We start from the raw sequence: 23,263 nt of genomic DNA on the forward strand, positions 1-23,263 counted from the left end.
GCGCAGTTCCCCGCGCCCCTGAAAAGCAGGGGCTGCGCCCCATGCTTTTCAGCCCGAAGGGGCCGTAGGCCCTTAAGGGGCGCGGGGAACTGCGCGACCAGCCCCCACCGGTGGTCAGCCGGACGCCTTCGCCAAGTCCAGGGCGTACTCCGGCCACCATTCCCCGGCCTTGGGTCCCCCCTTGCACTCCCCGTCCGACTCTCCCGGCCGCTTCACCCACAGATACGCGTCCACCAGTGAGTCCGCCGTCTTGGTCGTCGGAGACTCCCCCAGCGCCCGCCCCGGCGGATTGCACCAGCGTTCGTCCTCGTCGCCCTCGGTCCAGGGGCCGTTGCCGTTGCGGCTGGTGTCGATGACGAACGGCTTGTCGCCGATCTTCGCGGAGAGCCGGCGGCCGTACTCGATGGAATCGTCCGTGGTGTAGAAGTTCGAGACGTTGACGGCGAAGCCGTCCGCCTGTTCCACGCCGGCCCACTTGAGAGGGTCGTAGATCTCCTCGGGGTCGCCCCAGCCCGCGTTGCCCGCGTCCAGATACACCTTCGTGTTCTTCAGCCCGCCGAGCCGCTCGATCGCGCCCTTGAGCAGGTCGTACCGCTCCTCGTGGAACTCCTCCGGGGTGCAGCCGTCCACCACGTGCAGCACCGCGTCGGGCTCCAGGACGACCGTGGCCGACCGGTCCCCGATGCCCTCGGCCACGCCGTCGATCCACGCCCGGTACGCGTCCCCGTCGGCCGCGCCGCCGCCGGAGTACTGGCCGCAGTCGCGGTGCGGGATGTTGTAGAGGACGAGGACGGCGTCCCGGTCGGCCTTCTCCGCGGCCTCGGTGAAGCCCTTGGCCTCCCGCTCCGGGTTCTCCGGGCCGATCCACTCGCCGGTCGGCTGCTCGGCGATCCTGCGGATCAGCTTCGCGTCCCTGTCCTTGCCGGCCTTCTCGTAGGCGGCGACCTGCGCCGCCGCGTTCCCCTGCGGATTGACCCAGAACGGGTCGGTGCCGCTGGGCTGTTGAGTGATGCCGGGACCGGAGGCCCGGTCCTTCTCACCGTCACCGTCGTCTCCCCCGGAACAGCCGGCGAGCAGTAACGCCGCCCCCATCACCCCCACGGACGCCCGAACCCCGGCCCCCCTACTGCCGTACATCCAACTCCCCCTTGGGTGCACCGTGTCGTAAGCCCCAATCCTGACATAAGTCCCGCCTCGCCCACGAGGCCGTCGTCGCCTTGGCCGAGAAGCGGCTTTCCGTGCCGCGTTCACCTGGGCCGATGACATAGAGCCACGCCCGGTCGACTTGGCGTCAAACAGCCTCTAGCCGGTGGCGCCCGCGCGCTCTAGAGTCGCAGACGAACGGCCCCGGCCAGGCCTGTCGCGCCCTCCGGGTGCTCCCAGTACTCCGAGTCCCCAGACCTCCCGTGTTCGCGCCGGGCCAACTCCCGCGGCCCGAGCGCGCACGGTCGAGGACCGGCCCGGTCGGCGGCTTCCGGGGGAGCGGGTCGCCGGCCGGGCCGCGTGTCATTCGGCGCGGGTGCCGGCTGTCACTCGGCGCGGGTGAGGAGCGCCCGGGGCGCGCTCACGGTCCCGTCCCGCTCAGGTTCCCGTCCCGCTCAGGTACGCGGAGACGACGACGTTCGCGGTGTACGTACGGCTCGCCTTGTCGAACGTGCCGCCGCAGGTGACGAGTCGGAGTTCGGCGCGCCCCGACTGCCGCACGCCGTAGGCCTGTCGGGCGTCGAAGTCGTCGCGGCCGAGGACCTGGACGTCGTCCACGGTGAACTCGGCGATCCGGCCGTCGCTGCGGGCCACCCGGATCTTCTCGCCGACCCCCAGCGCGCTCAGCTTGTAGAAGACGGCGGGCCGGGTCTCGGTGTCGACGTGCCCGACGAAGAGCGCGGCGCCCGTCGCCCCCGGCCGCGCACCGGCCGCGTACCAGCCGACGACGCCCGGCTGACCGTAGGCGGGCGGTTCGATCGCCCCGTCCCGGTCCAGGCCCCGGGCCACGACCGGCGCCTGCACGCCCAGCGCGGGGATGTCCAGCCGCTGAGGCCGCGCACCTCCCAACGGCTCGGCCGCGGGCGGCAGTTCGGCCCGGTCGGGCCGCCCGACCGCCGCCACGTCACCGGTGGTCGGCGCGGATGTGCCGGGCCGTACGTCGGTGACCTCGCGGCCCCAGAGCCAGAGGGCGAGCAGCAGCACGGCCCAGGCGACACCGGTGACGACGCGGCCGGTACCGCCCGGCCTGCCTTCGGCACCGACGCCCCCGATCGCGCTTCCGTCGTCGGAATAGTCCCGTCTCGGCACAGCGACCCCTTAGTCCGTTACTCCGTACCCCGGCCGCGGCCCCGGCGCGCGCCCCGCGCCACGACCGCCACCGCCGCGACCCCGGCGAGAACCAGTCCGACCACCGCGTGCCGGGCGCCGGGGCCGGTGTGCCGGGCGTCGTCCATGGAGTTGGCCGGGTCGGCCGAGCCCCGTGCGCCCGCCGGATCGGCCGCCGCGAGCCCCGCCGCCGCCCCACCGCCGCCCGCGCGCACGGGGGCGACCGGGGAGGCGGGGGCGGAGGGCCGGGTGGAGGCATCGGGCTCATCGGGCTTCGTGTCCGGCCGCGCGGTGTCCGGCGGTTCGGTGGCCGGTGGCTTGGTGGCGGGCGGCTTCGGTGCCGGTGATCCGGTGGCGGGCGGCTTGGTGGCGGGCTTCCCGCCGCCGGGCTTCCCGCCGCCGACCTCGATCGTCCCCGTGACCTTGTCTTCCCTGCCGTCACAGGTGATCCGGACGCCGTAGGTGCCGGGCTTGAGCGAGGACCGTACGCGGGTCTCCCCGGCGAGCGTGCCGAGGCTTCTGCCGCTGAGCTGGGTGAGCTGCGCGTCGGCGACGAACGCCTTCGAGGAGGCCGTTCCGGACCGCCCCGCACAGCCCTTGGCCCGCACCTGGATGTCGCTGCCGGGCACCGGCGAGGCCGGCACCACCGAGACGTTCCCCGAGTCGGCCGCGTGGGCCGGGGGCGCCGACGCGGTCAGCGCCGCCGCGACCACCGTCCCGGCACAGAGAGTGACTCGCAATGAGCCCATGGTGAACCTCCAGACACCTGAGACTCCCCCGCCGGGCAGCGCGCCGCATCCGGGGAGGCGCCACGACTGCTCCGTACGGGTGTCCGACGGGTGTCCGGAGGTTTATCCGGGGACCGGGGGCGGAGGTCGTCCGCAGGCCGGGGGGCGGCCGGGCTCAGATGCGGTCGACGAGGTCCGCGATCGAGTTCACGACCTTCGACGGGCGGTACGGGAACTTCTCGATCTGCTCGGGAGTGGTGAGGCCGGTGAGGACGAGGAAGGTCTCCATCCCGGCCTCGATGCCCGCGAGGACGTCCGTGTCCATCCGGTCGCCGATCATCGCGCTGGTCTCGGAGTGCGCGCCGATCGCGTTCAGGCCGGTGCGCATCATCAGCGGGTTCGGCTTGCCGGCGAAGTACGGCTTCTGCCCGGTCGCCTTGGTGATCAGCGCGGCCACGGCGCCGGTCGCGGGCAGCGGGCCCTCGGTGGAGGGGCCGGTCTCGTCCGGGTTGGTGGCGATGAACCGGGCACCGTCGTTGATCAGCCGTACCGCCTTCGTCATGGCCTCGAAGGAGTACGTACGGGTCTCGCCGAGGACCACGTAGTCGGGCTGGTGGTCGGTGAGGACGTACCCGATGTCGTGCAGCGCGGTCGTCAGCCCCGCCTCGCCGATGACGTACGCCGTGCCGCCGGGCCGCTGGTCGTCCAGGAACTGGGCGGTCGCCAGGGCGGAGGTCCAGATGTTCTCCACGGGCACGTCCAGGCCCATGCGGGAGAGGCGGGCGTGCAGGTCACGGGCGGTGTAGATGGAGTTGTTGGTGAGCACCAGGAAGGGGCGGCCGGACTCGCGGAGCTTCTTTATGAAGGCCTCGGCGCCGGGGATCGGCACGCCCTCGTGGATGAGCACCCCGTCCATGTCGGTGAGCCACGACTCGATGGGCTTGCGCTCTGCCATGTGCGTTCTCCTGCCGACCTCTACCGATTCCTGCCGTACGTCCGTACATCCGTACGTCCGGGTCCGCCCCAACCCTAATGAGCCCTGGCCGAAAAGAGGAGGCCGATCTTGGCCGCTGAGACCGCGCGCGATCAGGTCAGAGGGGGTCGGTCGTGGGAGGGGTGTGTTGGCGGGTGCGGGTTCGGTGGGGCTTCTCGCGCAGTTCCCCGCGCCCCTTAAGGGCCTACGGCCCTTTCGGGCCGAAAAAGCAGGGGCGCAGCCCCGCTTTTTCAGGGGCGCGGGGAACTGCGCGGCCCGCCCCCACCCACCCGCACCCCGCGACGGCGCTTGCCACTCCTCGCCTCACCCGGCGGTGCGTCTGCGGACGGCCGCCACCAGCAGGCCGCCGGCGGAGAGGAGCAGGAGCCCGGTGACGTACGGCAGTGCCTCGCGCATTCCCGAGGCGGCCAACTCGTCGGCGTACGGCCGCGGCTCGCCCCGTACGACACCGCCGCCGCCCTCCTTCGCGGCCCCGCCCCCGTCCTGGCCGCCCCCTTCCTTGCCGGGCTCGGTTTCCTCTCCCCGCTCCTCTCTCTCCTCCGCCTCCTCCCCGTCGGTGATCCGGAAGCGGTAGGCGTTGGACTCGCCGACCCACTCGCTGTCGTCGCCGCGCCGCTCGACCACGGCCGCCTTCGCCACGACGTCGTTGGGGACGGCCGCGTCGGAGGTGAGGGAGAGACGGACCCTGACGGTGAGGGTGCGGCCGGGCGGCACGGTGAACCCGGTGCCGGCGCCGCCCAGGACGCCGACCAACTCGTCCGCGTCGGTCCGTTCGAAGGTCACCGGCCGGGCCGTGGTCCCCTTGGCGTCCGCGTAGAACTCCAGCTGCGGCTGCGTCCGCTCCAGCCTGCGCGCGCCGTCGACCAGGACGACCACGGGGTGGATGTTGCCGCAGGTCCGGGAGGTGGTGTTGGTGAGGTCCACCGCCCAGGTGTGGAAGCCACCGCCGGCGACATAGGCGGCGGGACCACCGCGGATACGGGTCCGGAGGGGGAAGGCGCCACCGTCGGCACCGGCACCGGTGCAGGTGGGCCGCCGGTCGTCCGCCGCCGCGGGGCCGGTGACGAGGGCGGCTGCTGTGGTGGCGAGGGCGAGGGTCAGACACGTAGCCGTATATGTGGACAGTCGCATGAACACATGACCATGCCATCAACCCGCACCCATACCCCCCGCCACGCCTCGACCCCCCAGGATCGACCCCGGATGACCGCTCGATCAGCGGAGCGGGGGGCTCCCTCATAGACACCGGGAAGAAACACAGCGGCCCATTTCAGGGGCGCGGGGAACTGCGCGATCAACCACGAAGAACCCGCACCCGCCAACGCACCCCCAGCCCCCAACCCCCACGGCGAACAGGCACCCCCGTCACCCGTCCTCCCGCCCGAACAACGGCGCCAACAACAACTGAGCCGCCCCCTCCGCGACCCCGGACGCCCCACCCCCCACCACCCGCACCGGCACGGCCGGATCCTCCCCCTGCCGCCGAGCCCACTCGTCCAGCACCAGCCCCACCCCCCGCACGAACACGTCGGGCCGCGCCTCGACCGTCCGCCCACCCAGCAGCACCAGCTCGATGTCCAGCAGCCCCACCAGATTCGCGGCCCCCGTACCGAGCACCCGCGCCGCCTCCTCCACATCCCCCCGCGCCACCGCCGCGAGGCACAGCGCCTCCACGCACCCCCGGTTCCCGCACTCGCACATCGGCCCGTCCAGCTGCACCACCTGGTGCCCGAACTCACCGGCCCGCGTCCGCGCCCCGCGATGCACCGCCCCGTCGATCACGAGCCCCGCCCCCAGCCCCGTACCGAGGTGGAGGTAGGCGAAGGACCCGTGCGCCCCCGCGACCGCCGCGAGCCCCAGCGCCGCCGCGTTGGTGTCCTTGTCCACCACCACCGGCATCCCGAGCCGCCGCGCCAGCGCCGCCCGCAGCGGAAACCCGTCCCACTCCGGGAACCCGGTGACCCGGTGCAGCACCCCGTGCAGATGATCGAGAGGCCCGGGGAGAGCGACCCCGACGCCGAGCACGGGAAGCAGCGCGGCGCCGTACACCCCGGCCCCACCCTCGCCCACCCCAGCCCCACGCCCCTCCGCTACCCCAGCCGCACGCCCCTCCGCCGACCCGGCTTCACGCCCCTCGCCCACCTCAACCGCGCGCCCCTCGCCCGGCACGGCCGTACGCCCCTCACCCCACGCCGCCGTACGCCCCTCGCTCACCCCCGCCAGCAGCGCCTCCACCTCCCGCGCCGCGCCCTCGACCACCGCGTCCGCCCCGGCGCCGAGGTTCAGCGGTGCCCGCCGCTCGGCGACCACCGTGCCGGTCAGGTCGCAGAGGACGGCGGTCAGTTCGTCGCGGTCGAGGTGGAGGCCGACCGCGTGCCCGGCGTCGGGCACCAGCCGCAGCACGGTGCGCGGCTTGCCCCCGGTGGACGCGCGGTACCCCGCCTCCGTCACCAGCCCGTCCGCACGCAGCCGGGCGGTGATCTTGCTGACCGCCTGCGGGGTGAGCCCGGTCCGGTCGGCCAGCTCCAGTCGGCTTATCCCGGCCACCCCGGCGGCCCGCAGCAGGTCCAGCACCAGCGCCCCGTTGTGGCTGCGCAGGGCGAGCAGATTCACGCCGGTCACTCCCGCGGTGCGCCCGCCCCTGCCGGCGTTGCCACTCCGGTCGCTGGTCCCGTTCCCGTTCCCGTTCCCGTTGACGCCGCCGTTGACGTCGCCGCTGGCGCCGCCGTTGCCGTTCCGGTTGCCGTTCACCCTCCCATTGTCCCTCGCGCTTGCACTTTGGCAACAGCGTTGCTTAAGTGGTCGTATGACAGGCACGACAGACACCAGCACAGGTACCGGCACGGGTACCGGCTCAGGTCCCGGCGCGGGCGGCCCCCTCCGCGTCGCCCTCGTCGGCTACGGCCTCGCCGGCTCCGTCTTCCACGCCCCGCTGATCGCCGCGACCGAGGGCCTGGCCCTCGACACGGTCGTCACGTCGAACCCCGAGCGGCGCGCCCAGGCCCGCGCCGAGTTCCCGGAGGTGCGGTTCGCCGCCACGGCCGACGAGCTGTGGGCCCGCGCGGACGAACTGGACCTGGTCGTCATCGCCTCCCCGAACAAGACGCACGTCCCCGTGGCGACGGCCGCCCTGGAGGCGGGCCTCGCGGTCGTCGTCGACAAGCCCGTCGCCGGTACGGCGGCCGAGGCACGCGAGCTGGCCGCCCTCGCGGACTCCCGCGGCCTGTTCCTCTCCGTCTTCCAGAACCGCCGCTGGGACAACGACTTCCTGACCCTCCGCAAGCTGCTCGCCGACGGCGAACTGGGCGAGGTCCGCCGCTTCGAGTCCCGCTTCGAACGCTGGCGCCCCCAACTGAAGGGCGGCTGGCGCGAGTCCGGCGACCCCGCAGAGATCGGAGGTCTCCTCTACGATCTGGGCAGCCATGTCGTCGACCAGGCCCTCACCCTCTTCGGCCCGGCCACCCTCGTGTACGCCGAGTCCGACCTGCGCCGCCCGGGTGCCGAGACGGACGACGACACGTTCATCGCGGTGACGCACGCGAACGGCGTCCGCTCCCACTTCTACGCCTCCGCCGTCACCCCCCAACTCGGCCCGCGCTTCCGGGTACTGGGCTCCGAGGCGGGGTACGTCAAGTACGGCCTCGACCCCCAGGAGGCGGCCCTGCGCGACGGCGAACGCCCGGCTCCCGGCACCGCCTGGGGCGAGGAGCCCGAGAACCTCTGGGGCCGCGTCGGCGCCGGCGACTCGCCCCTGACCGGCGGCGGCACCCCCGTCCCGACCCTCCCGGGCGACTACCCCGCGTACTACAAGGCCGTGTCCGCCGCCTTGCACGGCACCGGCGAGAACCCGGTCACGGCGTACGAGGCGGCCGCCGCGCTGGACGTACTGGAAGCGGCGCGGAAGTCGGCGACCGAGGGTGTGGCGGTGAAGCTGTCATGACCGAGGCCCCCACCATCGCGGAACTGGAGGCCCAGGAACTCCGCCTGGTCTTCGACCAGTTCACCCACGACGACGCCTGGGCGCTCGGCTCCCTCCTGGTGGAGTTGGCCCGCGAACGCCACGCCCCCGTCGCCATCGACATCCGCCGCGGCGGCCAACAGCTCTTCCACGCCGCCCTCCCCGGCTCGACCCCGGACAACGACACCTGGATCGACCGCAAACGCCGGGTCGTGGAACGCTACGGCGCCTCCTCCTACCTGGTCGGCGCCCGCTTCCGCGCCAAGGGCACCACCTTCGAGGACTCCTCCCGCCTGGACCCCGACACCTACGCGGCCCACGGCGGCTCGTTCCCGATCACGGTCATGGGCGCCGGAGTCATCGGCACGGCAACGGTCTCGGGCCTCCCCCAACTGGAGGACCACGCCATGGTGGTGGAGGCCTTGGGGCGCTTCCTCGACCACTGATCCGGCGGCACACCCCACCGGAACCCGAAAGGGGCCCGCGCACAGCGGGCCCCTTTCAGACGTTCGGAACACGACTCGCGCGGTCCGGCACGCGGATCACGACTTGACGGCGTTGCTCCCGAAGCACTTCTTGAACGACCCCTGCACGACACAGACGGTGAGGTAGTACGTCTGGTCCTCGCGAAGGTCCCCCGTCACACGGTCGGTGTACGGCGACTCGTGCCCTCGGGTCGTGGCGACCCTGCCCGTGTCCAGACGCGCCTCGATGCCGTAGCCGTCCGCCAACTGGTCGTTGGCGATCAGCGTGTCTCCGGTGGCGCTTCCGAGATCACCGGGGTCACGCGCCCACGCGCCGAACCCGGCGACCCTGCCGCCGTTGGACACCGTCACGTTGACGGAACCGTCCACCTCATAGGTGAAGGAACTCCAGTCCGCGGCACTCGCCTGAGGCGCCGCGACACCGAGAACCAGCCCTGCGGCCAGCACCGAGGCGGCGGTCCCGACGGACGCCACGCGCTTGCTCCTGCCCAGCTGCTTCATGTTTTCCCCCGTTGTCACTGGTTGTTGATGTTGAAGCAGACACATCTTCAACAACAAACGAGGCAGTGGCAACTACTTTCCGAGCAGGAACAGAACCGGACCGAAGCGATTCAGCCCAACACGTACACCACCTACGCGTCCTCGAACTCCTGCCGCTGCCGCCCCAGCCCCTCGATCTCCAGCTCCACCACATCCCCGGCCCGAAGGAACGGCTTCGGCTCGGGCTCCCCCAGGGCCACCCCCGCAGGCGTCCCCGTGTTGATGACATCCCCGGGGTACAGCGTCATGAACTGACTGACGTAGCGCACGACTTCACTCACCCCGAAGATCTGCTCCCCGGTGGTCCCGTCCTGCTTCGGCTCCCCGTTGACCCACAGCCGGAGCCCCAGCTTCTGCGGATCGGGCACCTCGTCCGCCGTCACCAGCCACGGCCCCAGCGGATTGAACGTCTCGCAGTTCTTCCCCTTGTCCCACGTCCCCCCGCGCTCCAGCTGGAACTCCCGCTCGGACACGTCGTGGGACACGGCGTACCCGGCGACATGCTCCAGCGCCGCCTCACGCGACTCGACGTACCGGGCCGTACGCCCGATCACGACCGCGAGTTCGACCTCCCAGTCGGTCTTCGTCGACCCGCGCGGCACAAGCACCGTGTCGTAGGGCCCGACCACCGTGTCCGCCGCCTTGAAGAAGATCACCGGCTCGGAGGGCGGCTCGGCCCCGGTCTCGCGCGCGTGGTCGTGGTAGTTGAGCCCGATGCAGACGATCTTGCCGATCCGGGCGAGCGGCGGCCCGACCCGCAGTCCCGCCGCGTCCAGGACGGGCAGCTCACCGCTCTCGGCGGCCTCCCGGACCCGCCCGAGCGCCGCCTCGTCCGCGAGCAGCGCGCCGTCGATGTCCGGCACGACGCCCGACAGGTCCCGCAGGACCCCCTCGGCGTCGAGCAGCGCGGGCCGCTCCGCACCCGCCGTACCGACTCGCAGCAGCTTCATGGTCGCCATCTCCCTCGGTCGTCCGCCGCGCCCGACCGATGGGTGCAGCCATCGGAGGACTGGTCGATCGTCCAAGGTCACGGTCCACTCCGCAAGACCCGGTTCACGGACTGGACCGTCCGCGCCGGCCCCTACGGGGTGGTGGCAGCCGCCGCCGACGCACCGGGGGCGGTCCCGGCCGAGGGCAGCGGGTAGAGCGCCGCCCGCTCCACCGCGCTCCAGGTCGTACTGGTCACCACGTACAGCGCGGCGGCCAGCGGCACCACCGCCACGCTGACCAGCGTGAAGAAGGACATGAACGGCATGAACTTGCTGACGGCCCCCATGCTCGCCGCCATCCCGGGCACCTGCTCGTCCGACACGGCCGGCATCCCGGCCGTACCCGCCGCCATCATCCGCTTCGTACGCCGGAAGTTGAAGGCGGCGACGCACGCGACGATCACGAAGAGCCCCAGGTAGACGACCCCCTGCGGCCCGAACACACCGCCGTCGCCGAGCGCGTCGTGCCAGCGGTCGCCGAGCGGGGCCGCGAAGAGCTTGTGGGTGAGGAGGGCGTTGGACTCGCCGCCGATCGTGGTGTTGGAGAACAGGTGGTAGAGGAGGAAGAAGGCCGGCAGCTGGCAGAGGCTGGGCAGGCAGCCGGACAGCGGCGACACCTTCTCCTTGGTGTGCAGCTCCAGCATCGCCTTCTGGAGCTTCTCCGGGTTCTTCGCGTGCTTCTTCCGCAGCTCCGCGATCTGCGGCTGCAGCGCGATCCGCGCCCGCTGCCCGCGCGCCGCCGCCCGGGACAGGGGGTGCACGAGCAGGCGTACGAGCGCCGTGAACACGACGATCGCGACGGCCGTCGCGGAGGCGTGGAACAGCGGCTGGAGCAGATCGGCGAGGTGCGCGACAAGGTCGGCGAATACGGACATGGGTGTGAGCCCTCCAGGGGTCTCGTCGTGCCGGGGAGCGGTGAGCTGCGGTCGGATCGACCGGACTCGGCGCGACGGGCCGCCTGCGGAGCACAGGCCTCAGCCAGAAGAAGAACGGGTGGGGGTGTGCCCTACGCGGCGGTGGCCGTCAGGAGGGCGTGTCCGGGCGCCCGGGGGCGCGTACGCCCGCGTGCGTCGGGATCGCGTTGCGGGAGGAACGCCGTACGGCGCTCACGGTCCCGGATGGCGGTCCGTACGCGCGTCCGGGGTACGACGGGCGCGCAGCGCGAGGCGATCAGCGCGCAGGCGGCGAAGGCGGAGCCGGCCGCGGCGGTGGCCGCGAAGGCGACGGCCGCGGAGAGCGTGCCGGTGTCGAGGACGGCGACCTCGAAGAGGAGCAGCAGCAGCATCGCGGCGGGACGCTGACCGAACCAGCTCCGGATCACGACACTCCTCCTCCCTCTCGGTACTCCCCGCGCCCCGTTCGGCGGCGCACTCGCACACATGCTCTCATCCGATGTTCTCATCGGACCGCTCTCATCCGCATGCTCTCATCTGAGCCGGACCGAGCGCAGCTTCCCCCAGACTACGAGCCGGTACGTGGAGGTGTACGCGGGCGTGCAGGTGGTGAGCGTGAGGTAGTGGCCGCGCTCGTCGTACCCGTACGCCGTGCGCACCTCGCTGCGCGGGACGGGCCGCAGGACACCGCCGTCGCCGGGCGCGGTCTGCGGGAGCGTCCGGTCGACGACGTACGTGTACACGGCGTCCCGGGTCTCGACGCGGACCTTGTCGCCGGGGGCGAGCAGGTCGAGCCGGCGGAAGGGCTCGCCATGGGTGGTGCGGTGCCCGGCGAGCGCGAAGTTCCCGGGCCGGCCCGGCTGCGCGGTCCCCGGGTAGTGCCCGACGTACCCCTTGTCGAGGACCTCCGCCCGGCCGACCCCCTCGGCGACGGGCACGCGGAGCCGGAGGCGGGGGACGACGAGGACGGCGTACGGCTCGTACGGCTGGGAGGGCGTTTCCGTCCCGCTCGCGACCGCCCACTCCCTCTCCAGCGCGGCCACCTCGCGGGCCGCACCCTCCTGGGCCTGCCGGTTGGTCCACCACAGCTGATGGGCGACGAAGAGGAGGAGGACGAGCCCGAAGGTGACGGCGCACTCGGCGGCGACGCGGAGGGCACGTACGTGGGGGACTTTCATCTCCCCTTCTCACAACCCTTGAAAGAAATAGCAGAAAGCGCTGTCACACCTCTCGACAACCTCACCACTCACCCCTGACTCTTCCGATGTCCCTACTGAGCAGTTGTCCGAGCAGTTGTCCCCACTGAGCAGTTGTCTCCACTGAGCAGTTCGGAAGGTGGCCGGTCCCCCCGAACCCCACCTTTCCCTCCCCTCGGCACCCGCATCCCCCGGAGCTGACATGACTGCATCCCCCGACCCCAAGGACGACCAGGCGAGACCGACCGCGGAGCCCCCGGCCCCGGACCGCCCCCCGACGGCCTTCGGCCGCAGAGCCCTGCTGGCGGCGGCCGGCGGCGCGGTCGTCGGCACCGCCCTCGGCACGGGCACGGCGAGCGCAGACGCGACCATCGCCGTCAACCCGGCCACGAAGTACGGCACCTGGGAGGGCTGGGGCACCTCCCTCGCCTGGTGGGCGAACGTCTTCGGCGCCCGGGACGACTTCGCCGACCTGTGGTTCACCACGAAGACGACGACGTACAACGGCACGGCCCTGCCCGGCCTGGGCATGAACATCGCCCGGTACAACCTCGGCGCGTGCAGTTCGAACTCCATCAACGGCGAGTCGATGGTGAAGTCCCCCAACATCCCCGCCTTCAAGCAGATCGAGGGCTTCTGGCAGGACTACACCAACGAGAACCCGACCTCCTCGGCCTGGGACTGGACCGCCGACGCCAACCAGCGCGCGGCCCTGACGAAGGCGGTGGCGCGGGGGGCCACGACGGAACTCTTCGCGAACTCCCCGATGTGGTGGATGTGTTCGAACCACAACCCCTCGGGCGCCTCCGGCGGCGGCAACAACCTCCAGACCTGGAACTACCGCCAGCACGCCTCCCACCTGGCGGCGACGGCCCTCTACGCCAAGAACAACTGGGGCGTGAACTTCGCGACGGTCGACCCCTTCAACGAGCCGGCGGCCTCCTGGTGGACGGCCACCGGCACCCAGGAGGGCTGCCACATGGACCCGGCGGTCCAGGCGGCCGTACTCCCCTACATGCGCAGCGAGTTGGACGCCCGCGGTCTGACGTCGGTCCGTATCTCGGCCTCCGACGAGACGAACTACGACACGGCCCGCTCGACCTGGGCGGCCTTCGGTTCGTCGACGAAAGCCCTGGTCAGCCAGGTGAACGTGCACGGCTACCAGGGCGCGAACGGCCGCCGCGACCTCCTCTACACGGACGTGGTGACGACGTCCGGCAAGAAGCTCTGGAACTCGGAGACGGGCGACAGCGACGGCACGGGCTGGACCCTCGCCCGCAACCTCTGCTACGACTTCCGCTGGCTCCACCCCACGGCCTGGGTCTACTGGCAGGTGATGGACCCGACGGCGGGCTGGGCGATGATCGCGTACGACGCGAACACCCTCCAACCCACGACAATCCAGACCAAGTACTACGTAATGGCACAGTTCAGCCGCCACATCCGCCCCGGAATGACCATCCTGGACGCGGGCTCCAGCTACACGGCGGCGGCGTACGACGCGTCGGCAAAGCGCCTGGTGATCGTGGCGATCAACACCGCCACCTCCGCCCAGACCTTCACCTTCAACCTCTCGGGCTTCACCACGGTGACCGGCGGCACGAACGGCCTGGTCCCCCGCTGGAACACCCACACCTCGGGCGGCAGCGACCGCTACCGCGCGTACTCGGACACGTTCCTGAGCGGCAAGTCGGTGGCGGTCCCGTTCGCGGCGGGGGCGGTACAGACACTGCAGATCGACGGCGTGACGATCTAGACGGAAGCGGAGCGGGAGGGAGGCGGGACGGGAGGGGCGGGACGGAAGACCGGGCGGATGGTGGACCGGAAGGTAGGCCGGAAGGTAGGCCGGAAGGTAGGAGCGAACGCGCCCCTGACCTGCCCCCTCCCACCTCCTTACCCCCTCCCTCCCGCCCCCGCCCGCACCTCACCTCTCATCCCCTTCCCTCCCCCATCGGCAGTACGGTGTCGTCCATGCGCCCCGACACGCCTGCCGAGAACGTCGACCACACCGCCGAAGCGGCACGCCTGGAGCGGACCGCCGACCTCTACCCGGAGGACGCCGAGCACCTGCTGCTGCAGGCCGCGGCCCACCGGGAACTGGCCGGCGACCGCCCCACCGCGACGGCCCTCTACGACCGCCTCCTGTCGTCCTCCACCCCCCTGGACAACCCCCACCTGGTACGAGCCCTCAAGGCCTCCAACCTCTGGGAGTACGGCCACGAGGCGGAGGCCCGCGCGATCATCGACGGAGTCCGCGCGGCCGCCCCGCGCGACCCGGCCCCCTGGGTGATCGTCGCGGAGGCCCTGGAGGCCCACGACGAGCTGGAGGCGGCCCAGGACACGTTCACTTCAGCCGTGACCCTCCTCCTGACGGACGTGGCAGAACCCCCTTACTCCACCCGCGCCCTGCTGTTCGGCCGCCACAGGGTCCGCCGCATGCTGGGCGCCCCCCACGACAACTGGGACGCGGTAGCGGACACCCAACACTCGTCCTCGATCTCCCTGGACGAACTCCACGACCCAAAACGAGTCTGGTCCCTGGGCTCGGACAACCCAGCGGAGTTGCAGGCCGAAATCTCCCGCCTACGAGCGGAGCTGGGCGCGTACCGAGAGGCGTTGTCCCGCCCCTTCCCGGTAGCGGTCCTCCACTGGCCGGCCCCCGAACTCTCGGAACTGGTGACGGCGTACCCAGGCCTGTCGACGGAATACCCGTCCCACGAGTCCCACTTGACGACAATAGAGGCCTCCCTGAGGGAACTGTCCTCCTCAGGCACCCCCAACCTGGGCATCGTCACAGGCACGGTCCCGTCATACGAGGCCTTCGCCGCCTCAGAGGGCTCCTCCCCGGACGACGCGACCCTCCTCCCCCAGTACGCGACGACCCTGGCGGCCCGAGGCCTGGCCGTCTCCTGGCCCCCGCAACGTGGCAGTGCGTGCTGGTGCGGCTCGGGGGAAACGTACGAGACCTGCCACGGCGCGTAACCCCCACCACTCACCCCCACCACTCACCGCAAGCCGCTAAGCCAGCCCGGCGTGCTTGCGAGCCGAGTACGCGCCCCGAACCCCGCCCCACAACCCAGCTAACCTCCACCCTGAACTCGGCCGGGCCCCCCACCCTCCCGGGCCGCTCGCTCGCTTCTCCCTCAGTGATTCCGCGGCCCGGGTCAAGGGTCGGCCGCAGGCCGATCGCCGCAGGCGACGCGCAGCGCCCTTGAGGCGGGCCGCGGAATCACGACACTGCTAAGAAGCGAGTGGCCCTACGGCAACCTCGGCGGCACCGGCCCCCATCGCCGCCATCTCGATCACCAAGACCCGGAGCGGCTGACCGCTCCGCTGTGATGGAATCGAACTGCAACCGACCGGACCGAGCCGCGATCGTGAGGCACAGCCGCCTTGAGCACGATGAAGCCGTTGTCGCCCGCCGTCTCCGCGCGCATGAGCAGACAGGTCAGCAAGGACACGGCCGCCGAACTGGCCGTTCGTCGCTTGCTCCACGCTGCCGGGTTGCGCTACCGCGTGGAGTTCCCGGTCCCAGGCATGACCCGACGCCGGATCGACGTGGCCTTCACATCGGTCAAGGTGGCAGTGCTGATCGACGGGTGTTTCTGGCACGGCTGCCCCCAGCACGCGACGCAGCCGAAGTCGAACGCGGAGTGGTGGCGCCAGAAGCTGGACCGCAACATGGCGCGAGACACGGAGACCACCGAGCATCTCGTGGCCGCCGGGTGGGAGGTCCTGCGGTTCTGGGAGCATGAATCGGCGGAAGATGTGGCCCTGCGCGTCACAGCGGCAGTGACCCGACGGAGGGCCCAGCGGGCTCGGGGGACGCATTGATGAGCGGGCTGACCTTTGTGGACGTGTGCTCCGGGGCCGGTGGGCTGGCCCTGGGACTGGAGCGGGCCGGCTTCGAACCGACGCTGCTCCTGGACGAGGACACCGATGCCTGCAGAACCCTGCGGGCCAACCGACCGCACTGGAACGTACTTCAAGGGGACCTTCTGGATCTCGATCCGAGTGAGCACCCGGAGAGTTACGACGTGGACCTGCTGTCCGCAGGACTACCGCGGGTGAAGTCCAACGCCACCGCCGCCCGGACCGAGTCAGGCGAGGAGGAGCGGCTGCTGAAGGCCGCCGTCTACCTCGCCCATGCGGTCAGGCCTCGGGCCATGCTCGTCGAGAATGTGCCCGCCCTCGCGGACCCGGACAGGTTCCACGACTTCCACGAGTTCGCCCGTGCCGAACTAAAGCATCTCGGTTACGAGTTCGGCTGGTTCGTCCTCAACGCCGCCGACTTCGGAGTGCCGCAGGACCGCAAGCAAGGGGTGCTTGTGGCGCTCAAGAAGCGGTGGTTCTCGGCCTTTCGGTCGCCCTCCCCCACCGTGACGGATCATGTGTCGGCCGGCGAAGCCCTGGCGCCCTCCATGCGGTCGCGTGGCTGGAGGGATGCCGACCGCTGGGCGGCCCAGGCGGCCACCGTGGCTCCGACGCTGGTAGGCGGGTCGAAGAACCGCGGTGGGGCCGACCTGGGCCCGGCCGGAACCAAGCGGAAGTGGGAAAAGCTGGGTGTGAACGCCCATTCACTGGGCGACGAGATCCCCGGGCAGGACTTCGCGTGGGCGCCGGAACTCGGCAAGGACGGCATGGTGCGGCTCACGGTGGACCAGACAGCCCTGCTCCAGAGCTTCCCGAACGACTGGGAGATCACCGGAAAGAAAACTGCCCGCTACCGGCAGATCGGCCACGCCTCCCCGCCGCCGGTGGCCGAGGCACTGGGCCTCGCAATCGCTCACGCGCTCCGTTCCTGACCGAAGACTTCCCTGGTCAGACCAGAAATAGCGGGCTCTCGAACGGCCGCGCGATACGGGCCGTACGCCGTACCCGGGCCGACTAGACTTCCCCCTCATGACCCGCGCACCTCACACGAACGCAAACCAGGGCCCACCTGTGATCGTCGATCTCTTCGCAGGACCGGGCGGCCTGGACATCGCGGCCGAGGTGCTCGGAGAGCCCGCAATCGGAGTGGAGTGGGAGAAATCGACCCGCGCGACGCGGCACGCCGCCGGTCTCCGCACCACCGAAGTGGGCGACGTGGCGAAGCTGAACCCGCTCGACCCCGAGTTGCGCTCGGCCCGCGTCCTCACCGGAGGTCCGCCCTGCCAGACCTACTCGGTGGCGGGTAACCGGGAGGGACACAAGGCGCTCGACGAGGTGACGGACCTGGCCCAGCTCGTGGGAGACAGCACGACCGTCGGACACCTGGAGAAGGCTTGGGCGGAGGTGGAGCGGAGAGCCGTCGAACTGGAATGGGCCGACGAGCGCACCGGGCTCGTTCTCCAACCCCTTCGATGGATCGTTGAGAAGAAGCTCAAGTCCGATCCCTACGAGGTGGTGGTATTGGAGCAGGTCCCCACCGTCCTCCCCGTGTGGAAGAAGTACCGCGAGATCCTTCGCGAACTCGGGTACGACGCGGAGTGCGAGATTCTGCACACCGAGGAGTACGGAGTGCCACAGACAAGGCGCCGCGCGGTGCTGATCGCTCGCTACCAGGGGAAGGGCAGAGGCCGAAGTGTCGAGTTCCCGCCAGTGACGCATCAGCGCTATCACAAGGGGGCCAAGCGCCACTCAGCGGCGCAGAAACCCAAGGCCTCCGTCCGCTCCCTCCGGCAGAGTCCGCTCTTCGGTGCCTCGGCCTCCCCGTCAGTGAAGCCATGGGTCTCGATGGGTGACGCGCTCAAGGACTCGCGCTCCTCGGACTTCGTAGTCCGCTCCAACTACGGTTCGGGGGGCGACCCCAAGAAGCGTGGCCTCCGCACGTCCGACGCGCCGGCGGCCACTGTCACCGGCAAGGTACGCCGCAACAGAGTGCACGACCTCAAGGGCTTCGACGCGAACGACGATCCTGAACTGGGTCCGGAACAGGACCGCTTCACGTTCCGCGAGGCCGGACTGCTGCAGACCTTTCCGGCCGAGTATCCCTGGCGAGGAACCGACGTCGCGCAGCAGATCGGCAACGCGATCCCGCCGCTCCTGGCCGTGCACGTGCTGTGTACGGCACTGGGACTGGACGAGAGCCGCAAGGAACGAGCCATCGAGGCACTGAAGTCCTGGCGCCCTCCCCACCAGTAGGACGAGGGGCTCGGATCAGTCCTCCTCGCTTGCCTCCTTCCGTCGCACGGGCGCGTCCGCAACCACCACGACGTCGGACCACGGGCCGCCCGGCTCGGGTGCCTTGCCTCTCGCCTCGTCCAAACGCGGCCTTCCGTCCGCCACTTGGCATTTGTCCACTCCGACGAGTTCGGCCCGAGCGATGGTGGGACGCGGGCCGGAGCGCATGTCGAACTGCGCCCGCGCGCCCATCGCCGGCGAACGCGCCACCTCTGTCCTGCTATCCCTCTAAGCGTGCGCCACCCCGGACCGAGCCCGGTCACGCAGCGGCGCCTCGACGGCGAATCGCTCGAACATCCGCGACAGGACCTCGCAGGAGGAACGCCGGGCGGTGCCGTCGTCCGGCCCTCCGGGAAGTCTGTCCCACGGAACAGCCGGGGCCGATTCCGCATCGTCGATCCAGTCGGTGAGTGCGTGGTGGTCGGGCGCCTCGTCCGGAGCGATCACTTCGTACATGAGCGTGCTGCCGGCCGTATTGACTGCCGTGCAGAGCGCGTTGACCCGATCCCCGAGTCGTGTGGCTCCCTCGTCAGCCAACCCTTCGAGGACCCGCACCAAGGCCAGTGCGGTGGGCTTGTGATCGATGACAGCGAGCCGGAGCGCAGTGTTGGTCATGTCCTGATTGCGGCAGGCGATCTCCGCGGGGGCGTAATCGGGACCGTCACGGAACATCTCGGCGGCCCACCACAGTCGGGCGAATGCCTGGCTGTAGTGAGGGCCTACGAACCTGGCGCTGTTGACTTTCCTGGGCGCGCCGTCAGCGGCCTCCCCGGCCGGCATGTGCCGCCACAGGACAAAGTCCGGTGCCACGGCCAGCGCAAGGAAGTTCCACAGACCCGAGTTCGCCGCCTCAGCACGGGTCATCCGCAGGGTCGCGTGCAACCGAGGTGCCAGCCAGGCATCGGCGTCGGTCCGGGCCACGTCGAACCTGCGCATCGCCTCATCGACGATCTCCCGCACCGGGGCGGAGCTCCACCGGACAGCGTCGCTCTCGATCGGCGTGCTCGCCCGGAGGATCGCCACGTGCGGCAGACCGTCCTGTCCCGCGCGTACCCCGTGAGTGAGGAAGGCCGTGGCGAGGTGGGCGGGTAGCAGCGCGAGCCGTTCGGGGGGCTCGATGCGGTGTCGGCTCATCGGCTCACTTCCTGGGAACGGGTTACGGCGCGGATGGCCGCCGTCAGGTTCTTGGGCACCTGACCGCGTCGTCCGGCTGCGAACTGAATCCGCGACTGGACCTCCGCCCACCCTCGGCCGTCACTTCGACGGCTGTGGGCCTCCCCCAGTGCCTCGGAGAGAGGCAGGCCGGGAAACACCTCAGGAAGCATGGCGCGCAGCACTGACTCCCGCCATCCTCCGGGAAGACGCGGGGTGCCGTCCTCATCGAATTCGAGGTCGCTCAGCGCGGAGTGGAACATCGTCGCCCAGGCCTCTCCCGCGATCTGCGCGGCCACCAGTCCCGCTGTCGCCTTCTCCAACGAGCCACGCGCACCGGACAGCAGCTCGGGAAGACCCTCGAAAGACGTGTTGAGCAGGACGGCCGGCACGTCTCCGGTGGTGTCGATCAACCAAGGCGCAGCCATGAACGGACGCAGCCACTCCTGCGGGCCGTCCCGGAAATCCTCCTCCAGGATCTCCAGATCGCGTTGTCTCGTGGGAACACGGGCAAGTAGGTCCACGATCCAGGGCGTATCAGAGGTACCGAGAACACGCCCGTCGACTCCACCGTGACTGCCTACGACGCTCACGTCGAGGACGGCACGCGCCACGTGAGTGGAACGGCGCACTCGGACCTCGCCTCGCCAATGTGTATCGCCACGGCGGCGTTCCAGACGACTCACTCTGCGGGTGTTGGTGGCTCCCTCGGACAGTACGGCGACGCAAGCGACTCCGGACCACGGGCCGTCGGCCAATTCGTCCATGGGAAGGGAGACTTCTAGATCGAGTACGCCTTCGGTCCAGTCGTCCCGCTCGATCTGATGGAGGGCGACGACCTGATCGCGTTGGGAGATCAACGAGAGCTGCAGCGGCTTCCCGTCGATGCTCGCCCCTCGGACGGTGACCTCGATCTTCCCCACCAAGGTCGGGTACGCGTACACGGTGCTCACGCCGAAGCCTCCCGTGCCTGTTGGATGTCCACGATCACACCGGCCATGTCGGCGGCCACCGGGTGGCTGCCGACAGCCGTGACACCGCCGAAGCGCGCCGATCGTACGTCCGGATCGACGAGCAACCTGCCGTCGACGATCTCGCAGTTCTCCTTCGCGGACAGCTCCGCCCACTCCAATGAAGGACGCCCCCCTGACCGCACATCGAACTTGACCACCGGCAGTAGCTGCCAGCGGTCGTCGCGCTGTGGGACGGTCAGCGTTACGTCCAAGGTCCAGGCCCCGTCTCCGTCCACCTTCCCGACGACCCGGTCCACGAGCGGGTGTCCCTGGCCACGACGACCACCCACCGTGGTGGGCGCATCAAGGCGCAGCAGCTTCCGGAGGACCTCAGGTCCGGTCGAATCTTGACCGGCTGTCCGCCGACCGATCACGCCCCGCAGCGCCGCGTCCATGGCCGCGTTGAACTCGGTCAATCGGCGTGGTGCGTTGGCATAGGCGGCGGTGAGTTCCTCTGTCGCTCCCCACCTGTCGTGCTCCGGTGGCTCGGCAGCTCGTAGGAACGCCTCGGCGGCACGCGTCGCCGCGCCGTCGTCGCCAGTGGCGAAACCGGCGAGCAGGACAGCCTGGAAGGGGTCCACTCCCGGACGCAAACCGCGCGGACGCCGGGCCGTGACAGTCATCCGGGTACCGCGCATGCAGGTGATACGGCTGTGCTCCTCGTCCTTGTCGGCGGCAGGAGTGACCAGGAGTACGGCACGGTGACTGTGTCCTTCAGCCCTACGCCCGGCGGCCCGCAGTGGCGGGACGACGAGGGTGACCTCCACGGCGGCGACCTGTCCGGTGGCCGTGAGCTCCTCGACCGTCTCACCATCGATGTACGCCCGCAGCGCGTGGGCCAGCGCCGGGTGCCGATCGAGCGGATCGACCCGCTTCTCCGACACCACAGATTCACCATTACGAAGAGCGCGAACCGATGCTTCCAGCATGGCCGACGTCGAACGGCCAGAGGTCATGGCGGCCCAGAAATTGTCGGCCAGCGCCCGGCTGAGGGCCTCGTGCAGGTCCTCCAGGGTGTCGTTGTTGCCGGCCGCGTCATGAGCGCCGACGACGAGGAAGGAAGTTCCCGGATCGTCGCTGTCCCGATCGAGCCGCAGATCGGCGACCACACGCTCGTCCGCCCACCAGGAGCGGGAGACGCCTTCATGCTCCTTCTCCGTGTCCGGCTCACCGAGCCAGGCAGGTCCTGCGTAGGCGACTCCGTCGACCTCTCGCCAGGGAAGGTCGAGACGCCCGACCACCCGGCGGGCTGTCCGCCCCTCATGCGTCTCGGACAGGGTGCTGTTGACCAGCACCAGACCCAGTCGACTCGCCGCCCACAGGGTGGCCTTCCCCAGCCCGTACGAACCACCGGCCCGGTCGTTGCTTTTGTGGCTGTCGAGCTGCCGGCGAACCACAGCGGCGTACCGTCCGTCCCCGTACTCGGGCCCGGTCAGCCCCGAGGCGTTGTAGTCGTCCACCCGGAGAAGCAGAAGAGAGGACCCCTCGCGCAACGCCCTCAGCCCCTCGGCGAGGACCCGACCGACCTTCTGCCGGGACTGTGCCGCCGCCGCATAGTGGGGCTCCAGCTCTTCCCACTTCAGCGCTGACAGGAAGGAGTGCAGGTGCTCACCGGTCAGCTCGTGCAGGGTGAAGCGCACGCGCACCGGGCGTCGCGGGTCCAGCCGCTCGTCCAGGGCGTTCTGTGTGACCTCCCGGGCCAGTACAGCCAGGTTCGCGTCGAAGGCGAAGGCGGCCGCGTTGCCGTACTCCCGACCGCCGTCGTGGTGGGCGATCCGGTGATACCAGCCGATCGGTCGGGGGGATCCGGCGTCGGCGTCCCTGGTGACCAGGGTGGCGACGTCCGTCTCCAGGATCTCGGCGATCCTGACCATCATCTCCGCCCGCGGCTGCGCCCTGCCGGTGACCCACGCCGACACCGCCGCGCGCGTCAGGTTCCCCCCCAGCCGCTTGGCGAACTCGGCCTGCGACATCCCGCTGCGGCGCAACTGGCGCCCAAGCCAGACGCCGAAGTCCTCGGTGTCCTCCATTGCCCCCACTTCCCCATCGGTTCCGGGCAGCGCCACGGTAGCACCTTGTTTGACGTTGTCGTCACTGTCAAATTTCAATAGACATGCGCGATCGCTTCGAGCGCCAGCGGGATGGATTGAATTTTCTTCTGATCTTCAGATCGGCAGACGATCCGCGTGGTACGGTCTTCCGAGCAAATCCCTACCTGGCCAAGGCCGTTGAGGGTGCGCGCTTGCTCCGGGGGGCGGAGAGCTCTGCCCTCAGACCAGTTGCACAGCTTTCTTTGCATGCGTTATCCAGCACGGGCGCTCGTCGACGCGCCCACAGGGAGGGGACCCAGATGAGCAACGATGACGCCTGGATGGCGTGGTTGATCAAGGAGTACGACAGCACGGAGGACCCCGATCTCCGCGCCGAGCTTCTGATGTGTCACGGTATCCACCCCCAGATTCTGGCGTCGGAGCGGCGGCGCCTCGCCCGCCGCGCGCAGAGCCAGCCCACGGAGCAGTCGACCACCCCCTTCGCCCCGCCCGTGCCCCGCAGGTCCCGTGCCACCCGTCGCCCCACCACCCCCCGGCGCGCCGGTAGCCCCCGCACCTATCAGATCAAGGTCACCCGCACCAAGAAGATCCGCTCGGCCAAGCAGACTGCGACGGTCGTGACCGTGACGACGACCTTCACCACGATCACGACCGTCACCACGGTCACCACCATCGACAGCTGATCCCCCTCATTTCTCATAAGCTGTCCTGATTTGCTTCAGCCGGGGGGTGCCGGCTTCATACCGGCACCCCCTCCCCCACGGTGTCCTCGGTTCGTTTCTCTCGTTC

At 70.4% G+C, this 23,263-nt stretch carries 22 protein-coding genes; 8 read left to right on the forward strand and 14 right to left on the reverse strand.

Annotated elements, in window-relative coordinates; genetic code table 11:
- Nucleotides 1-114: 114 nt before the first annotated feature.
- The 6 genes from ACZ7MG_RS29165 to ACZ7MG_RS29190 form a co-directional block, all read right to left on the reverse strand.
- Nucleotides 115-1,137, reverse strand: a complete 1,023-nt coding sequence (locus ACZ7MG_RS29165) for a glycoside hydrolase family 6 protein (RefSeq protein WP_471397028.1) — start codon at nucleotides 1,135-1,137, stop codon at nucleotides 115-117.
- A 444-nt stretch (nucleotides 1,138-1,581) separates the two neighbouring features.
- Nucleotides 1,582-2,292, reverse strand: coding sequence for a class F sortase (locus tag ACZ7MG_RS29170; protein WP_471397025.1), 711 nt, complete (start codon nucleotides 2,290-2,292; stop codon nucleotides 1,582-1,584).
- 17 nt (nucleotides 2,293-2,309) lie between these two features.
- A complete protein-coding gene (locus ACZ7MG_RS29175; RefSeq protein ID WP_471397023.1) occupies nucleotides 2,310-3,059 on the reverse strand; it encodes a hypothetical protein in 750 nt (249 codons plus the stop codon).
- A gap of 154 nt (nucleotides 3,060-3,213) precedes the next feature.
- The gene (locus ACZ7MG_RS29180) at nucleotides 3,214-3,993 is read right to left on the reverse strand and encodes an HAD-IIA family hydrolase (RefSeq protein WP_471397020.1); all 780 of its coding nucleotides are present in this window, start codon (nucleotides 3,991-3,993) and stop codon (nucleotides 3,214-3,216) included.
- 342 nt (nucleotides 3,994-4,335) lie between these two features.
- Nucleotides 4,336-5,163, reverse strand: a complete 828-nt coding sequence (locus tag ACZ7MG_RS29185) for a cell wall protein (protein WP_471393363.1) — start codon at nucleotides 5,161-5,163, stop codon at nucleotides 4,336-4,338.
- A gap of 234 nt (nucleotides 5,164-5,397) precedes the next feature.
- The gene (locus ACZ7MG_RS29190; RefSeq protein WP_471393360.1) at nucleotides 5,398-6,783 is read right to left on the reverse strand and encodes an ROK family transcriptional regulator; all 1,386 of its coding nucleotides are present in this window, start codon (nucleotides 6,781-6,783) and stop codon (nucleotides 5,398-5,400) included.
- 55 nt (nucleotides 6,784-6,838) lie between these two features.
- Between ACZ7MG_RS29190 and ACZ7MG_RS29195 the strand changes: the two genes are divergently transcribed.
- Nucleotides 6,839-7,972 carry a Gfo/Idh/MocA family protein gene (locus ACZ7MG_RS29195; protein ID WP_471393357.1) on the forward strand — a complete coding sequence of 378 codons (1,134 nt, stop codon included), beginning with the start codon at nucleotides 6,839-6,841 and terminating at the stop codon, nucleotides 7,970-7,972.
- A complete protein-coding gene (locus ACZ7MG_RS29200) occupies nucleotides 7,969-8,436 on the forward strand; it encodes a heme-degrading domain-containing protein (protein WP_471393354.1) in 468 nt (155 codons plus the stop codon). The genes ACZ7MG_RS29195 and ACZ7MG_RS29200 overlap by 4 nt, the downstream gene beginning before the upstream one ends.
- A gap of 96 nt (nucleotides 8,437-8,532) precedes the next feature.
- Here ACZ7MG_RS29200 and ACZ7MG_RS29205 read toward each other — a convergent pair whose 3' ends face one another.
- From ACZ7MG_RS29205 to ACZ7MG_RS29225, 5 genes are all read right to left on the reverse strand, one after another.
- On the reverse strand, nucleotides 8,533-8,949 hold the full coding sequence (locus ACZ7MG_RS29205) for a hypothetical protein (protein ID WP_471393351.1): 417 nt from the start codon (nucleotides 8,947-8,949) through the stop codon (nucleotides 8,533-8,535).
- A gap of 158 nt (nucleotides 8,950-9,107) precedes the next feature.
- Nucleotides 9,108-9,965, reverse strand: coding sequence for a fumarylacetoacetate hydrolase family protein (locus ACZ7MG_RS29210; protein WP_471393348.1), 858 nt, complete (start codon nucleotides 9,963-9,965; stop codon nucleotides 9,108-9,110).
- A gap of 131 nt (nucleotides 9,966-10,096) precedes the next feature.
- Entirely contained in the window at nucleotides 10,097-10,879 is a 783-nt protein-coding gene (locus ACZ7MG_RS29215; protein ID WP_471393345.1) for a YidC/Oxa1 family membrane protein insertase, read from the reverse strand.
- A 131-nt stretch (nucleotides 10,880-11,010) separates the two neighbouring features.
- The gene (locus ACZ7MG_RS29220; protein WP_471393342.1) at nucleotides 11,011-11,325 is read right to left on the reverse strand and encodes a DUF6412 domain-containing protein; all 315 of its coding nucleotides are present in this window, start codon (nucleotides 11,323-11,325) and stop codon (nucleotides 11,011-11,013) included.
- Between the two features lie 105 nt (nucleotides 11,326-11,430).
- Nucleotides 11,431-12,075, reverse strand: a complete 645-nt coding sequence (locus ACZ7MG_RS29225) for a class E sortase (RefSeq protein WP_471393339.1) — start codon at nucleotides 12,073-12,075, stop codon at nucleotides 11,431-11,433.
- A gap of 220 nt (nucleotides 12,076-12,295) precedes the next feature.
- Here ACZ7MG_RS29225 and ACZ7MG_RS29230 point away from each other — a divergent pair, with 220 nt between their 5' ends.
- The 5 genes from ACZ7MG_RS29230 to ACZ7MG_RS29250 all read left to right on the forward strand — a co-directional run bounded on the left by ACZ7MG_RS29230 (nucleotide 12,296) and on the right by ACZ7MG_RS29250 (nucleotide 18,219).
- On the forward strand, nucleotides 12,296-13,849 hold the full coding sequence (locus tag ACZ7MG_RS29230; protein ID WP_471393336.1) for a glycoside hydrolase: 1,554 nt from the start codon (nucleotides 12,296-12,298) through the stop codon (nucleotides 13,847-13,849).
- Between the two features lie 215 nt (nucleotides 13,850-14,064).
- Nucleotides 14,065-15,075: an SEC-C metal-binding domain-containing protein gene (locus tag ACZ7MG_RS29235; RefSeq protein ID WP_471393333.1), complete on the forward strand. Its 1,011-nt coding sequence runs from the start codon at nucleotides 14,065-14,067 to the stop codon at nucleotides 15,073-15,075.
- A gap of 453 nt (nucleotides 15,076-15,528) precedes the next feature.
- Nucleotides 15,529-15,927, forward strand: a complete 399-nt coding sequence (locus tag ACZ7MG_RS29240; protein WP_471393390.1) for a very short patch repair endonuclease — start codon at nucleotides 15,529-15,531, stop codon at nucleotides 15,925-15,927.
- On the forward strand, nucleotides 15,927-16,898 hold the full coding sequence (locus ACZ7MG_RS29245) for a DNA cytosine methyltransferase (RefSeq protein WP_471393330.1): 972 nt from the start codon (nucleotides 15,927-15,929) through the stop codon (nucleotides 16,896-16,898). The genes ACZ7MG_RS29240 and ACZ7MG_RS29245 overlap by 1 nt, the downstream gene beginning before the upstream one ends.
- A 97-nt stretch (nucleotides 16,899-16,995) precedes the next feature.
- Nucleotides 16,996-18,219, forward strand: a complete 1,224-nt coding sequence (locus ACZ7MG_RS29250; protein WP_471393327.1) for a DNA cytosine methyltransferase — start codon at nucleotides 16,996-16,998, stop codon at nucleotides 18,217-18,219.
- Nucleotides 18,220-18,486: 267 nt separating this feature from the next.
- Here ACZ7MG_RS29250 and ACZ7MG_RS29255 read toward each other — a convergent pair whose 3' ends face one another.
- From ACZ7MG_RS29255 to ACZ7MG_RS29265, 3 genes are read right to left on the reverse strand one after another with little or no spacing between them, the layout of a single operon-like run.
- Nucleotides 18,487-19,392: a DUF6339 family protein gene (locus tag ACZ7MG_RS29255; protein WP_471393324.1), complete on the reverse strand. Its 906-nt coding sequence runs from the start codon at nucleotides 19,390-19,392 to the stop codon at nucleotides 18,487-18,489.
- Entirely contained in the window at nucleotides 19,389-20,363 is a 975-nt protein-coding gene (locus tag ACZ7MG_RS29260; protein ID WP_471393321.1) for a hypothetical protein, read from the reverse strand. Before ACZ7MG_RS29260 ends, ACZ7MG_RS29255 begins: the two co-directional genes overlap by 4 nt.
- Entirely contained in the window at nucleotides 20,360-22,453 is a 2,094-nt protein-coding gene (locus tag ACZ7MG_RS29265; protein ID WP_471393319.1) for a helix-turn-helix domain-containing protein, read from the reverse strand. The genes ACZ7MG_RS29260 and ACZ7MG_RS29265 overlap by 4 nt, the downstream gene beginning before the upstream one ends.
- A 320-nt stretch (nucleotides 22,454-22,773) precedes the next feature.
- Between ACZ7MG_RS29265 and ACZ7MG_RS29270 the strand changes: the two genes are divergently transcribed.
- On the forward strand, nucleotides 22,774-23,157 hold the full coding sequence (locus tag ACZ7MG_RS29270) for a hypothetical protein (protein ID WP_471393317.1): 384 nt from the start codon (nucleotides 22,774-22,776) through the stop codon (nucleotides 23,155-23,157).
- Nucleotides 23,158-23,263: the final 106 nt, after the last annotated feature.

The organism is Streptomyces sp. NPDC107538 (genome assembly GCF_055657445.1).